The sequence below is a fragment of the Synechococcus sp. HIMB2401 genome (assembly GCF_042883245.1).
Classification (GTDB): Bacteria; Cyanobacteriota; Cyanobacteriia; order PCC-6307; family Cyanobiaceae; genus Parasynechococcus.
In genome coordinates this window covers 680,364-693,932 of sequence record NZ_JBDJKK010000001.1, presented here as the reverse complement: position 1 = coordinate 693,932, position 13,569 = coordinate 680,364, and the positions used below count along the sequence as shown (strand labels likewise).

At 64.6% G+C, this 13,569-nt stretch carries 12 protein-coding genes; 7 read left to right on the top strand and 5 right to left on the bottom strand.

The annotated features are described in order from the left end of the window. Window positions 1–47: 47 nt before the first annotated feature. Entirely contained in the window at window positions 48–638 is a 591-nt protein-coding gene (gene lepB / locus AAXE93_RS04220; RefSeq protein WP_390128383.1) for a signal peptidase I, read from the bottom strand. A 57-nt stretch (window positions 639–695) separates the two neighbouring features. On the opposite strand from lepB, the gene menD reads away from it, so the two are divergent. From menD to murF, 6 genes are all read left to right on the top strand, one after another. Beyond that, window positions 696–2,381 carry a 2-succinyl-5-enolpyruvyl-6-hydroxy-3-cyclohexene-1-carboxylic-acid synthase gene (gene menD, locus AAXE93_RS04215; protein WP_390128381.1) on the top strand — a complete coding sequence of 562 codons (1,686 nt, stop codon included), beginning with the start codon at window positions 696–698 and terminating at the stop codon, window positions 2,379–2,381. A gap of 5 nt (window positions 2,382–2,386) precedes the next feature. Then, complete coding sequence (gene menB / locus AAXE93_RS04210) at window positions 2,387–3,256, top strand: 1,4-dihydroxy-2-naphthoyl-CoA synthase (RefSeq protein WP_186495569.1); 870 nt, start codon at window positions 2,387–2,389, stop codon at window positions 3,254–3,256. A 202-nt stretch (window positions 3,257–3,458) separates the two neighbouring features. Then, entirely contained in the window at window positions 3,459–3,806 is a 348-nt protein-coding gene (locus AAXE93_RS04205) for a L,D-transpeptidase (RefSeq protein ID WP_390128378.1), read from the top strand. A 55-nt stretch (window positions 3,807–3,861) separates the two neighbouring features. Continuing rightward, on the top strand, window positions 3,862–5,397 hold the full coding sequence (gene glgA, locus AAXE93_RS04200) for a glycogen synthase GlgA (protein ID WP_390128376.1): 1,536 nt from the start codon (window positions 3,862–3,864) through the stop codon (window positions 5,395–5,397). Between the two features lie 2 nt (window positions 5,398–5,399). After that, window positions 5,400–6,176, top strand: coding sequence for a hypothetical protein (locus tag AAXE93_RS04195; protein WP_390128374.1), 777 nt, complete (start codon window positions 5,400–5,402; stop codon window positions 6,174–6,176). Beyond that, the gene (gene murF, locus AAXE93_RS04190; RefSeq protein ID WP_390128371.1) at window positions 6,173–7,522 is read left to right on the top strand and encodes a UDP-N-acetylmuramoyl-tripeptide--D-alanyl-D-alanine ligase; all 1,350 of its coding nucleotides are present in this window, start codon (window positions 6,173–6,175) and stop codon (window positions 7,520–7,522) included. Before AAXE93_RS04195 ends, murF begins: the two co-directional genes overlap by 4 nt. A gap of 10 nt (window positions 7,523–7,532) precedes the next feature. Here murF and glmU read toward each other — a convergent pair whose 3' ends face one another. From glmU to AAXE93_RS04170, 4 genes are read right to left on the bottom strand one after another with little or no spacing between them, the layout of a single operon-like run. Then, a complete protein-coding gene (glmU, locus tag AAXE93_RS04185; protein WP_390128369.1) occupies window positions 7,533–8,885 on the bottom strand; it encodes a bifunctional UDP-N-acetylglucosamine diphosphorylase/glucosamine-1-phosphate N-acetyltransferase GlmU in 1,353 nt (450 codons plus the stop codon). A 36-nt stretch (window positions 8,886–8,921) separates the two neighbouring features. Then, the gene (locus tag AAXE93_RS04180; protein WP_390128367.1) at window positions 8,922–9,857 is read right to left on the bottom strand and encodes a tRNA (5-methylaminomethyl-2-thiouridine)(34)-methyltransferase MnmD; all 936 of its coding nucleotides are present in this window, start codon (window positions 9,855–9,857) and stop codon (window positions 8,922–8,924) included. Further along, on the bottom strand, window positions 9,838–11,163 hold the full coding sequence (gene aroA / locus AAXE93_RS04175) for a 3-phosphoshikimate 1-carboxyvinyltransferase (RefSeq protein ID WP_390128365.1): 1,326 nt from the start codon (window positions 11,161–11,163) through the stop codon (window positions 9,838–9,840). Before aroA ends, AAXE93_RS04180 begins: the two co-directional genes overlap by 20 nt. A gap of 24 nt (window positions 11,164–11,187) precedes the next feature. Continuing rightward, a complete protein-coding gene (locus AAXE93_RS04170) occupies window positions 11,188–12,750 on the bottom strand; it encodes a UbiD family decarboxylase (RefSeq protein ID WP_115082140.1) in 1,563 nt (520 codons plus the stop codon). Window positions 12,751–12,813: 63 nt separating this feature from the next. Here AAXE93_RS04170 and AAXE93_RS04165 point away from each other — a divergent pair, with 63 nt between their 5' ends. Next, complete coding sequence (locus AAXE93_RS04165; RefSeq protein WP_115132489.1) at window positions 12,814–13,545, top strand: 2-phosphosulfolactate phosphatase family protein; 732 nt, start codon at window positions 12,814–12,816, stop codon at window positions 13,543–13,545. The last annotated feature ends 24 nt before the right edge of the window (window positions 13,546–13,569 follow it).

Genomic DNA, 13,569 nt, shown 5'->3' with positions numbered 1-13,569 from the left:
GCCTGTGATGTTCATCACGGACTTGACCTTAACGCAGGCCCTTGGAATCAACTGCCATCGCTGCTTTCGGTGATCCGTAACGGACCGAACCTCTGCAGCGGCCAATACCGCCACACCGCCGTTCCCAGAACATTGGTTTCCGGCAGTGATCCCCAGAGGTGGGAATCGAGGCTGGCATTGCGGTTGTCCCCCATCACCCACAGCTGATCCGCTGGCACGGTGATCGAGGCCATCTCGTAGTTGATCGGTTCCGCCAACCAGGGTTCTGCAGCAGGTTCGTCGTTGCGGAACAGCCTGCCGTCGTGCACCTCCAACTGATCGCCAGGCAGTCCCACCACCCGTTTGATCAGTGCAGCGGATGCGTCGTAGCCAGCGGCCACGAGCTGCTCCGGCGGGGCGAACACCACCACATCGCCCCGGTGCAGATGGCTGTGGCGGCTGCGGGCCAGGCGGGGCCTCAGCTTCTCCACAAGGATGCGGTCCTGCAGCTGCAGGGTGGGCAGCATCGAGCCGGAGGGAATCCAGCGCGGTTCCACCACCAACCAGCGCAGCAGCAGCGCCAGCAGGGCCCAGAGAATCAGATTGCGCCAGAAGCCCTTGCTGTCTTCTCCTGGAGCGGGTGTCGTGGGTTGGGTCATCGTTGACCGAAGATCACACCAGCCTGGCCTGCTGCACTGACCATCGCTCGCGCCAACTTGCAGGCCGCTCTCACGCTGCTGGAGGCTCTTTGTCTCCAGGGGCTGAAGCAGCTGGTGCTCTGCCCTGGCAGCCGTTCCGGCCCCCTGGCAACCGCGGCGGGAATGCTGGCGTCTCAGGCGAAGCTGCAGTTGGTCACGGCCATCGACGAGCGTTCGGCCGCCTTTATGGCCCTCGGCATGGCGACCGCCCATGGCCGTGCCGTGGCAGTGGTCACCACCTCCGGCACCGCGGTGGCGAACCTGCTTCCCGCTGCGGTGGAGGCGGACCGCTCCTGTCAGCCCTTGCTGCTGCTCACGGCGGATCGCCCCGCCCGGCTCAAAAATTGCGGTGCCAACCAGACGGTTAATCAGGAATCTTTTCTGCTCTCGGCCTGTCGCTGGTTTGCCAGTGGAGCGGCAGACGGTGTCCACACCCAGGCCAACGACGCCCTCAACGCCCTGGCGGTGCAGGCCTGGCAGCAGGCCCAGGGTGCAGGCGCTGGTCCACCGGGAGCGGTTCACCTCAACTTGCCCTTCGAGGAGCCGCTGCACACCACCCTTGAACAGCAGCAACAGCTGGTTTCGGCTGTGCTCCCGCCCATGGCTTGCCCTGAGCCTTCGCCCGAGATCGCACCTGCGCCTCGCCTTGATCCAGAGCGCCCGGGGGTTGTGATTGCGGGCCCTTGGCGCGGTCTTTCGCCCGCGGCGGAGGCCTATCAACAGGCCCTGCATCGCTGGCTGAACCTCAGCGGTTGGCCTCTGTTGGCTGATCCCCTCGCTGCCCTTGCTACCGATTGCCCCAACCGCATCGAGCACTGGGAGCTGCAACTGGATCGGCTGAACCTGCCTGACGACGCTCAGGTGTTGCGGCTGGGACCCATGCCCGCCAGCAGGCGGTTGGAGGCCTGGCTTCAGCGCCATCAGGGCCCCCAACTGTTGATCACCGAAGGGGATTCAAGGCCGCTGGATCCGTTGCAGGTGGCCAGCCAATGGTCCGGGGGCATGGCCGCCTGGATCGCCCAACAGCCAGGGCTGGACAAGCAGAGCAAGCCATCGGTTGGTACCGACGACCTCTCGGCCTGGATCGAGGCCCAGCTGCCCTTGCGTGGCGCCGTCAATGAGCCCGCCCTGGCCCACTGGCTTCCCCAGCTCCTGCCGGAGCGGTTGCCAGTGATGTTGGCCGCCAGTTCACCGGTGCGCGATTGGTTGACCTGGGGTGGGCCCGCCTGCGGCCGCCACCGTTGCTTCAGTTTCCGCGGGGCTTCGGGCATCGACGGCACCTTGTCGCTTGCCATGGGTCTGGCGGCGAATCTCGGTCCGTTGGCGCTGGTCACCGGTGATCTGGCCCTGCTGCATGACAGCAACGGCTGGCTGCATGCATCTTCTGCTGCTGCTGCTCCACCACTGCTGGTGCTGCTGATCGACAACGGCGGCGGCGGCATTTTTCAGCAGCTGCCCATTGCCACGCCGGGCTTCGAATCACTCTTCGCCATGCCCCAGCAGGTGGATCCCCTGGCCCTGGCGGCAGCCCACGGTGTGCCTGGACGCCAGGTGGCCTGTCTGGAGGATCTGCAGGAGGCCTTGGCCTGGGGCTTGTCGCAGCAACGGCCGGTGTTGTTGCGCATGTGCAGCGACCGCGGTCGTGATGCTGCCCTGCGTCAGCAGCTGCGCGCTGCTGCCCAGAATGAGCGCACCGAGCCCTGAACCCGATGAGTGACATGCGTCAGGTGCTCCCCGGTGCGCCAACCGCGCAATGGACACCGTGGGGCAGCTACCAGGACATCCTTGTGGACCGTTGCGCAGACGGCCTGGCGCGTGTGGCCATCAACCGCCCCGCCAAGCGCAACGCCTTCCGCCCGCAGACGGTGATGGAGCTCTGTGATGCCTTCACGCGCATCCGGGATGACCGTGACATTGGTGTGGTGCTGTTCACCGGCGTTGGTCCAGCCCCCGATGGTGGCTATGCGTTCTGTTCCGGCGGCGACCAGAGTGTTCGCGGCGACGGCGGTTACGTCGGTGAGGACGGCTTACCCCGCCTGAACGTGCTGGATCTGCAGCGCATCATTCGCAGCCTGCCCAAGGTGGTGATCGGCCTGGTGGCCGGCTATGCCATGGGCGGCGGCCAGGTGTTGCATCTGCTCTGCGACCTCAGCCTTGCTGCCGAGAACGCTGTGTTCGGCCAGACCGGCCCCAAGGTCGGCAGTTTTGATGGCGGCTTTGGTGCGGGCTACCTGGCGCGGGTGGTTGGCCAGCGCAAGGCCCGTGAAATCTGGTTTCTCTGCCGCCGTTATGGCGCCAAGGAGGCGTTGGACATGGGGCTCGTCAACGCCGTGGTGCCGTTGGAGCAGTTGGAGGCGGAGGGGGTGCGCTGGGCCCGCGAGGTGCTGCAGCACAGTCCTACGGCTATCCGTTGCCTCAAGGCCGCATTCAATGCCGAAACCGATGGCCTTGCCGGGTTGCAGGAGTTGGCGGGCAATGCCACCCACCTCTTTTATCGAACCGAAGAAGCCGTGGAAGGCCGCAATGCCTTTCTTGAGAAGCGGTCTCCGGATTTTTCCGAGACAGGCTGGTTACCCTGACGGGCATGCTTCCTCTCCCTCCGCCGGAACCGCTTGCCCTGCTGCAGGCGGCGGCTGAGGATTCCGTGACGGCAGACCTGGCTTCACTGCCTCAGGATCTGCGGAGCAACAGCCGTCGCCATGTGGTGATGTTGCGCGGCCGTCGCCGTGCGTTTCTGCTCGACAACGGCAGGCTGCGCAACGCCTTCCGGTGGCCATCGGAATGCCCGGCTGGGAAACCCCCACCGGACGCTTTGAAGTGCTTCAGAAGATCCCCAATCCGGTGTGGGTGCATCCGGTGAGTGGTGAGCGGGTGGAGGAACAGGGGGCCAACAATCCCTTGGGCAGCCACTGGATCGCCTTCCACCGCGATTGCCGCGGCCGTGATGCCCATGACGGCGATGCCTGGATCACCATCAAGGGATGCACCACCACGGGGTTCCACGGCACCCCCCACCGCTGGACGGTGGGACGGGCCGTCTCCCATGGCTGTGTGCGGCTTTACAACGAGGATGTGCGTGCCCTGTATCGCCAGGTGTCGCTTGGAACTCAGGTGACGGTTCTCCCCTGACGGAACAGATTCCTAAATTCCCCTTAAAGTCGCCGCGCCAACGCCGATCTGAGACATGCGCATCCTCTTCGCTGCAGCGGAATGCGCCCCGATGATCAAGGTTGGAGGGATGGGCGATGTTGTTGGCTCTCTGCCCCCGGCATTGGCCAAGCTCGGCCATGACGTGCGCCTGATCATGCCGGGCTACGCCAAGCTCTGGAGCCGCCTTAACGTGCCGGCGGAGCCGATCTGGCGAGCCCAGACCATGGGCACCGAGTTCGCCGTCTATGAAACGAAGCATCCCACCAACGGGATGACGATCTACCTGGTGGGTCATCCGGTGTTCGACCCGGAGCGCATCTACGGCGGCGACGACGAAGACTGGCGCTTCACGTTCTTCGCCAGTGCTGCTGCCGAATTCTCCTGGAACGTCTGGAAGCCCCAGGTGCTGCATTGCCACGACTGGCACACCGGGATGATCCCGGTGTGGATGCATCAGGACCCGGAAATCAGCACGGTCTTCACCATCCACAACCTCAAGTACCAGGGTCCCTGGCGCTGGAAGCTCGATCGGATGACCTGGTGCCCTTGGTACATGCAGGGGGATCACACCATGGCCGCTGCCCTGCTCTACGCCGATCGCGTCAATGCGGTGTCGCCCACCTACGCCCAGGAGATCCGCACGGCGGAGTACGGCGAAAAGCTGGAGGGTCTGCTCAACTTCGTCTCGGGCAAGCTGCGCGGCATCCTCAACGGCATTGATCTGGATGCCTGGGACCCAGCCACCGATCGCTCCCTGCCGGCGAACTTCAGCGCCGACGATCTTTCCGGCAAGGCGGTCTGCAAGAAGGTGCTCCAGGAACGCATGGGGCTGGAGGTGCGGGAGGACGCCTTCGTCCTTGGCATGGTCAGCCGCCTTGTCGACCAGAAGGGAGTTGATCTGCTGCTGCAGGTGGCTGATCGGTTGCTGGCCTACACCGACACCCAGATCGTTGTGCTGGGCACCGGCGACCGGGGGCTCGAATCCGGGCTCTGGCAACTCGCATCCCGTCACCCCGGCAAGTGCGCTGTCTTCCTCACCTACGACGACGACCTGTCGCGGTTGATCTACGGCGGCAGCGATGCCTTCCTGATGCCCAGCCGGTTTGAGCCCTGTGGCATCAGCCAGCTCTACGCCATGCGCTACGGCTCAGTGCCCGTGGTTCGCAAGGTTGGTGGTCTCGTTGACACCGTTCCGCCCCATATCCCCGCTGCCGACAGCGGCACAGGCTTCTGCTTCGATCGCTTTGAACCGGTCGACTTCTACACAGCCCTGGTGCGGGCCTGGGAGGCCTTCCGCCACCGGGAAAGCTGGGTCGAGCTGCAGAAACGCGGCATGAATCAGGACTACAGCTGGGATCGTTCCGCGGTCGATTACGACCTCATGTACAAGGACGTCTGCGGCATCAAGGAACCAACCCCGGATGCTGCCCTGGTGGAACAGTTCTCTCAGGGGCAGGCTGCTGATCCTTCCCGTTCCGAGGGGCAGACTGAAGAGGTCAGGGTTCCTGCTGAGGTGACCTCCGCCGGCCGGAATCCCCTGAATCGCCTCTTCGGTCGTCGATCCAGTTGAGTTTGAGCGAGCCCGCCCGATCCGACTCCCCACCTGAGGCTCGTTCCGAGCTCCAGGGGGTCGAGCCATCGGGCAATCTCCCGGCTCCCTACGTCAGCCCCTGGCAGGAGTTCGGCCGCAACCTGCAGGCGATGGCCGCCGATCTTCGGCTCAGGGGTCAGGAACTCTGGCGCCGCAATCGAGAGGGTGAGCTTTCGGTGCCAGGCTTCTGGCCCCGGGATTTGGCCCCCAGCTTCTGGCCACTGCTGCTGGTGCTGCTCCTGCTGCTGCCGCTGGCTGGGGTCCGCTTCTGGCAGGACCATGCCCGCCCCGCTCCGCGTCCGGAGCCGGTCATGGAGCAGCGGACGTCTCCCCTTGAGCTCCCCGTGCCGGAGCTGATCCCAGCCCCACAGCCCATGCTGGAGGAGCCATCCCCTCCGGTGGAAGCTGTGGATGCGGAGCCGGCTTTGGAGCCATTGGAGCCGGAGCAGCCCCTCCAACCTCAACTCAGTTTCGATCCGCTGTTCGAGTTGTTTCAGGACAAGGCCGTCCCGGAAGGACTGCTTCGTTCAGCCAAGCCCGTTCCGGAGCAGGATCGCTTGCTGTTGGAGTTGTCTGTTGACGCTTGGCAGCAGTTGCCTCTGGATCAACGCCAGAGCCTCGCCTCCAGTTGGCTTCAGTCGGCGTTTGAGCTGGATTACGCCAGTCTTCAGTTGGTCAATGAACAGGGCGATCTGCTGGGGCGGTCAGCTCGGGTTGGGGGCGGCATGATCCTGTTTGACTTCGGGTTGGTGGGATGACCCTCACGCTGCGTCAGCTGCTTGATGCCTGGGGAACGCCGCAGGGCGGCAGCTTTGAACCCGATGCCCTGGTGGGACGGGTCTGCACCGACAGCCGACAGCTTCAGGCGGATGATTTTTTTGTCCCCCTGGTGGGCGAGCGCTTCGATGGTCATCACTTTCTTGCCCAACTGCCTGAACACAAGGTCCAGGCTGCTGTTGTGAGCCGCAGCTGGACTGAACCGTTGCCTTCAGGCCTGTTGCATTGGCGGGTGGACGACACACTGCTGGCCTATCAACAGCTGGCCTTGCTGCATCGCCGTGCCCTGGCCAAGCCTCTTGTGGCGGTGACGGGCTCAGCCGGCAAAACCACAACCCGGGAGTTGATTCGAGCGGCATTGGCTCCGCTGGGAGCGATTCAGGCCAGCGAAGGCAACAACAACAACGATGTCGGCGTTCCCCTCACCGTTCTGGGCGCCAGCGCAGCTGATGCGGCCCTGGTGATTGAGATGGGAATGCGGGGGCCTGGGGAGATCGAGCGTCTCTCCCGCTGCACCGAGCCGGATTTTGCGGTGATCACCAACATCGGCACGGCCCACATCGGTCGTCTCGGCAGCCGTGAGGCGATTGCAGCGGCCAAATGTGAAATCACGGCTGGGTTGCATCCAAAGGGAACCGTGGTGATTCCCGCCGGTGATCCCCTGCTGGAGTCGGCTTTGGCGGCGGTGTGGTCCGGCCGCGTGCTGCGCGTGCGCCTGGCTGACGATCCCGAGGTCGAATCCGATCTGGTTGGAGACGTCACCGGAGACCAGTTGCTGATCGGTGCAGATCGTCTCCCGCTACAGCTGGAGGGACGCCACAACGCCCGCAACATGCTCTTGGCCGTCGCTGTTGCAGACCAGTTGGGCGTGTCCCGCAAGGCGTTGCAAGCCATGCAGGTGACGGTGCCGGGCGGACGCAACTGCCGCCTGCAGCAGGGTGGTTTGACACTCCTCGATGAGACCTACAACGCATCGCCTGAGGCGGTGTTGGCCGCTCTTGAGCTGCTGGCGGCGCAACCGGGGCGACGTTTTGCCGTGCTGGGCACCATGCTGGAGCTTGGGGACCGCAGCCTGGAGCTGCATCAGGAGGTTGCCGCCCGCGCCGTGCAGCTGGGCCTGGATGGTCTGGTGCTGGTGGATGGCGGTGAGGAGGGCAAGGCGATGGCTGAAGTGGCGGCTCCCCTGCCCCACCTGCAGCTGGTGTCGCACCCCGAAGAAGCCGCAGCGCCCCTGGCCGCCTGGCTGAATTCTGGTGATGTTCTGCTGCTCAAGGCCAGCCGCGGTGTCGCCCTGGAACGGTTGATTCCGCTGTTGCCAAGTTTTTAAACAGGCTGGATTAAACCTTTCGTTCCGCCCAGCCGTCCTTGGTCATCTGACGGGCGCGACCGATTGCCAGAGCGCCATCCGCTACATCCTTGGTGATCGTTGACCCGGCACCGATGGTGGCGCGTTCACCGACGTTGATGGGGGCCACCAGCACGGAATTAGCACCGGTTTTGCTGTGGCTGCCGATCACGGTGCGGTGCTTGTTCACTCCGTCGTAGTTGGCGGTGATGGTTCCGGCCCCCACGTTGACCTTCTCCCCGAGTTGGGCGTCGCCGATGTAGCTGAGGTGGTTCACCTTGGTGCCAGCCCCCAGCTGGCTTTTCTTCACCTCCACAAAGTTGCCGATGCGGCAGCCATCACCGACATCGGCGGCCGGCCGCAGGTGAGTAAAGGGACCGATGGCAACGTCGTTGCCGACGTTGGCCTCTCGCACCACAGAGTGCACCACACTGACATTGGTCCCAACCGATGCGTCCTCGATCAGGCTGCCGGGGCCGATCCGGGAGTTGTCGCCAACCACGCAGCGGCCGCGGAAGTGGGTTTGCGGTTCGATCACCACATCGCGGCCGAAACTGCAGCCTTCGCTGAGAGTGCAGCTTTCGGGATCAACGAACGTGACCCCTTCATCCATCCAGTGGTGCCGCAGCCGTTGCTGCAGCAGGGCTTCGCACTGGGCCAGTTGCCGCCGGTTGTTGATGCCGTTCACCTCATCGGCATCGGCCACCTCCAGGTGCATGGCCTTCGGCAGCATCGCCACCGTGTCGGTGAGATAGAGCTCCCCCTGATCGTTGTCGGTGCTGAGCTTCGGCAGAACGTTGGCCAGGGCTGTCCAGTTGAAGCAGTAGATCCCGGCGTTGGTGAGGTTGTTGCTGCGTTGCTCGTCTGTGCAATCGCGATGCTCAATGATGCTGCTCACCTGGCCCTCGGCATCGGCGAACACACGCCCGTAACCGGTGGGATTCTCGAGCCGTGCCGTCAGCAGGGTGACATCGGCACCGCTGGCCCGGTGCTGTTGCACCAATGCGTCGACGGTTTCACGTCGCAGCAGCGGTACATCGCCGTTGAGCACGAGCAGTTCCCCTTCAAAGCCCTGCAGCGATGGGATCAGCTGTTGCACCGCATGGCCCGTGCCGTTCTGGGGCTGCTGCAGAACAAATTCCAGGCCTCCGAGCGGTGCCAGCTGCTGCTCCACCCGTTCGGCTTGATGCCCAACGATCAGCAGCCGCCGTTCCGGTTGCAGGTTGCCGGCACTGGCGAGCACCCGTTCCACCAGGGTGGCTCCCGCCAGCGGTTGGAGCACTTTCGGGAGTGCGCTCTTCATGCGGGTGCCTTTTCCAGCGGCCAGTACGGCTACGGCAAGCATGCGGAGCGTGGGGAAGACGGGCGGAATCTACCGGGCTCAGGACGGACTGTCCTTGCGCCAGCGCCTTTGCCAGGCATTGGTGGGTTCATAACCGCAATGCTCCTGTTCAAGGCGGCGGCGCTCAAGGATGTCTTCAGCTGTGGCGTTGCCCTGGGGATCACGAAATGGCACGGCCGCCCGGGTCTGGAGGTGTTCCCACTCCATCGCCGAGAGCTGGCGCCAACCGGGGCCGTCCAGAGGACAGGCGGCGTCTGCAGGCGTGGCCATGGTGCCGCTGCTCCATCCCACCCGTTCGCCCGGGGCCGGCAGCAGGGAATACAGGCTCAATCCCGCTCGCTTCAGGCTGGCCCGCACCGCGGCGGAACGGCTGTAGGTGAGCAACCGTCCCTGCGGAGCCAAGCGCTGCGCCAGCCCTCCCAGGAATTCCTCGCTCCACAGTTCCGGGCAATGCTGGGGAGAGAAGGCGTCCAAAAGCACCAGATCAAAGCGAACGGGCTCGGGAATCTCCTGGAGCATCGATCGGGCATCGCCCCAGAGCTGGATCCCTTGGCTGTTGGGTTCTTGCCAGTTGTTGGGCTCTTTCCAGCAGCCGTGGTCGCGAATGGCTTCAAGTCTCGCCAGCACCGGGGCTGACCAGAGGGCTTTGAAGCTTGCCTGCTCCAAGGCTTGTTCCAGGGGGCGGCGGTCCAGCTCAAGCCCCCACCACCGCAGCTTCGGCCCTGCCGTCGGCAAGGCTTCCAGCACAGCGGCCGTGTTGTAGCCGAGCCCCAGGCACACATCCAGGATCTTTAATTTAGTGCCGCTGCTGAAGCGCTGCAGCTCCGCGGGTTGGACGAACTTGGCCCGCGCCTCATTCAGGGCTCCCGCCGAGTTGTGAAAGGCCTCGCCGAAGTGATCGCTATGCAGGCTGAAGCTGCCATCCGCCGTCGGATAGACGCGGAGCGCACCGAGCTCAGCAGCGGAGCCGTTCAAGTTCGTCCCAGAACGAGGGATACGACACGGCTGCAGCTTCGCTTCTCGCGAGGCTCGAGTTGCCGTCGGCGAGCATGGCCGCCACGCCGAGGCTCATCGCCACCCGGTGATCGGTTTCGCTGTCCAGCACGGCTCCCTTGAGCGGTCGACCGCCGCGGATGGTCATGCCGTCCTCATGCTCATCAATGTCGGCACCCATGGCCTTGAGCTGACGCGCCATCACCGCCAGCCGATCGGTTTCCTTCACCCGCAGTTCAGACGCTCCACTGATCCGGCTTTCGCCCTCGCAGAAACAGGCGGCGACGCTGAGGATCGGCACTTCATCCACGAGGCGGGGCATGATCTGCTCGCCGAAGTTGAAGGGCTTCAATGGGCCGTGGGTCACCCGCAGATCGCCCACCGGTTCGCCCGCCACGTCGCGGGGGTTGAGCACCTCGATCCGGGCACCCATCTGCTCCAGCACCTCCAGGATCCCGGTGCGTGTTGGATTCAGCCCCACGTTTTCGATGGTGAGATCGGCACCTGGAATTAGGGCTCCAGCCACAAGCCAGAAGGCCGCCGAGCTGATGTCACCAGGGACCACCACGTTCTGGCCCTGCAGGGTGGCGCCGGGACGCACGCTGATGTGCCGTCCCATTTCGCCGCCAACGGTGAGATCAGCACCGAAGGCCTTCAGCATCCGCTCGCTGTGATCACGGGACTGGGCCGGTTCGATCACCGCGGTCGGGCTCTCGGCCGTGAGCGCAGCCAGAAGCAGGGCTGATTTCACCTGAGCACTGGCCACGGGCGTGCCGATCACCGTTCCTTTCAGCTGCCGCCCCTGCACCGCCAGCGGCGCCAGGTTGCCCCCATCACGGCCACGCACTTCCGCACCCATTGAGGCCAACGGTTGGCCCACCCGACGCATCGGGCGGCGGCGCAGGGAGGCATCGCCATCCAACACGAAGTGGCGACCGTCGCGGCCCGCCAGCAGGCCCAGCATCAAACGCATCGTGGTGCCGGAGTTGCCGCAGTCGAGCACTTCTGCTGGCTCCTGCAATCCGTCCAGGCCAACACCTTCAACGGTGACGATGCCGCCATCGGTGATCGGGCTGATGCTGACGCCCATCGCCCGCAGGCAGGCGGCGGTGCTCAGGGGGTCTTCGGCCGGGAGCAGACCATCAATGGTTGTGGTGCCCTCTGCGATGGCGCCGAACAGCAGCGATCGGTGCGAGATCGATTTATCGCCTGGAACCTTCACCCGTCCCTGGAGGGTTCCTCCGGCCTTGAGCTCACGGGGGTCGTCGGATTGGCCTGTGCCGCTCAAGGTTGTTTCGTCGTTGGGCTGATCCTATTGGCCGGTCTTCAGGCCCTGAATCAGGCGATCGAGGGCATAGCCGAAGAGGCTGGGGTCGGGGTCGTCGGTGCCGAGGTCCTCCAGACCCAGCTCGGCCCAGCGGTCGCTGACCCGCTGTTCCAGATCCGCCGGACGGCTGAGGGGTTCGCCCCATTCGTGATTTTTCTCAGGTCCCACCTTGGTGGTGGCATCAATGGCCAGTCGTCCCCCCAGGCCCAACTGCTCGCTGGCGAAGTCAAGGGTGTCGAAGGGGGTGTTTTCCAGGGTGAACAGGTCGCGCTGGGGATCCACCTGGGCCGCGATGGCCCAAACCACCTGACGCGGGTCGCGCACGTTGATGTGACTGTCCACCACCACAACGAACTTGGTGTAAGTGAATTGCGGCAGGGCACTCCAGAAGGCCATGGCAGCACGCTTGGCCTGCCCCGGATAGGCCTTGTCGATCGAGATCACCGCCAGCTTGTAGCTGAGCGCTTCCATCGGCAGGAAGAAGTCGGTGATCTCTGGGATCTGCTGCCGCAGGATCGGCGTGTAGATCCGGTTCAGCGCGATGGCCAGCATCGCTTCTTCCTTGGGAGGACGGCCGCTGAAGGTGGTGAGAAACACCGGATCCCGCCGTTGGGTCATGCAGTGGAAGCGCACCAGAGGTGAGTCCTCCACACCGCCGTAGAACCCCATGTGATCCCCGAAGGGGCCATCCGGCAGCACTTCACCAGGGGTGATCGTTCCCTCCAGCACCACTTCGCTGTGGCTGGGCACCTGCAGGTCGATGGTTTTGCAGGGGGCCAGACGCACCCCTTCTCCGGCATAGATGCCTGCGAACAGCCACTCGCTGAGTTGCACCGGGATCGGTGTGGCTGCGGCCATCACCAGCAGCGGGTGCACGCCGATGGCCACTGCCACCTCCAGCTTCTTGCCCATGGCGGCTGCCTTGCGCAGGTGACGGGCACCACCGCGCACGCTCAACCAGTGCACGGTCATCGTGTTCACCGACTGCTTCTGAAGCCGGTAGACACCCACGTTGGGGACTCCGGTTTCGGGGTCTTTGGTGATCACCAGTCCAAGCGTGATCACGCCCCCTGCATCCCCTGGCCAGGGCCGGATCAGGGGGATGTTGTCGAGATCAACCTCATCGCCACGGAACACCTGCTGACGGCAGGGGGGTGTGAGGTCGCGGTCGGGCTTGGCCTTGACCAGGTCCCAGAAGACCCGCGCGAACTGTTTGGTTTCCTCCAGCCCTTTGGGGGGGCGGGGTTGCTGCAGCAGGGCCAGGCGTGACCCCAGCTCCTCCAGCTGCTCGGCCCGTTCGAGACCCATGCTCCACACCACCCGTTCCACGGTGCCGAGGGTGTTGACGGCTACCGGCATCGACGAGCCGATCACGTTCTCGAACAGAAGAGCGGGCCCCCCTTGGCTCAGCACCCGGTCTGCAATGGCCGCCAGCTCAAGGTCGGGATCCACCGGTGCCGTGATCCGGCGCAACTGGCCGCGGTCCTCGAGCAGCTTCAGGAAGCCCCGCAGATCTCGGGTGGCCGGACCAGATTGGAACAGGGCCATGGGATGACGGTCTCGGCGCAAGCAGTCTCGGTACTGTGTCGCACGCCGGTGCTCAGCGTGGCCATGCAGATCTCCTACTTCCATGTGCCGGCAGAGATGCCGCAGGACCTTCGCCCCGATGCGGCGGTGGTGATTGATGTGCTGCGGGCCACCACCACCATTGCCTGGTCGTTGCACAACGGTGCCGAGGCGGTGCAGGCCTTCGCCAGCCTCGACGATCTGCGCGCTGCTGCAGCGGCATGGCCTGCCGATGCGCGGCTGCTCCTTGGCGAGCGCGGTGGGCAGATGCTCGAGGGGTTTGACCTGGGCAATTCACCCGTTGCCGCGACGCCGGAGCGGGTGGCTGGCAAGCGTCTGTTCATGAGCACCACCAATGGCACACGGGCGCTTGATCGTGTCCGGGAGGTTCCTCTGCTGCTAACGGCGGCGTTGCCAAACCGTGAAGCCGTGGCCCAGCGCTTGCTGGCGAAACAACCCAGCCACGTGGCGATTGTCGGCAGCGGTTGGGAGGGGGCCTATTCCCTCGAGGATTCTCTGGCCGCTGGTGCCTTGGGCCATCGCTTGCTGGAGCTGGATCCCACCGGGAGTAGTGCCGCCAACGACGAACTCACAGCAGCGGTCTCCCTCTGGCGTCAGTGGCAATCCGAACCAGAGGCTTGTCTTCGCACGGCAACCCATGGTCAGCGCTTGATTCGCCTGGGCGATCACGATGCGGATTTCCGCTGCTGTGCTGGCCTCGATCAGCTCAGTGTCGTTCCGACACAGGTCGAGCCTGGGGTGCTTCGGGCGGCCTGACCCTCACTAAAGTTCCCCCACCTG

Bases quoted from the DNA above. Each gene is read 5' to 3' on its own strand.
- lepB (WP_390128383.1), bottom strand. From the start codon at position 638: ATGACCCAACCCACGACACCCGCTCCAGGAGAAGACAGCAAGGGCTTC.
- menB (WP_186495569.1), top strand. From the start codon at position 2,387: ATGAGTGACATGCGTCAGGTGCTCCCCGGTGCGCCAACCGCGCAATGG.
- AAXE93_RS04205 (WP_390128378.1), top strand. From the start codon at position 3,459: ATGCCCGGCTGGGAAACCCCCACCGGACGCTTTGAAGTGCTTCAGAAG.
- glgA (WP_390128376.1), top strand. From the start codon at position 3,862: ATGCGCATCCTCTTCGCTGCAGCGGAATGCGCCCCGATGATCAAGGTT.
- murF (WP_390128371.1), top strand. From the start codon at position 6,173: ATGACCCTCACGCTGCGTCAGCTGCTTGATGCCTGGGGAACGCCGCAG.
- glmU (WP_390128369.1), bottom strand. From the start codon at position 8,885: ATGCTTGCCGTAGCCGTACTGGCCGCTGGAAAAGGCACCCGCATGAAG.
- AAXE93_RS04170 (WP_115082140.1), bottom strand. From the start codon at position 12,750: ATGGCCCTGTTCCAATCTGGTCCGGCCACCCGAGATCTGCGGGGCTTC.
- AAXE93_RS04165 (WP_115132489.1), top strand. From the start codon at position 12,814: ATGCAGATCTCCTACTTCCATGTGCCGGCAGAGATGCCGCAGGACCTT.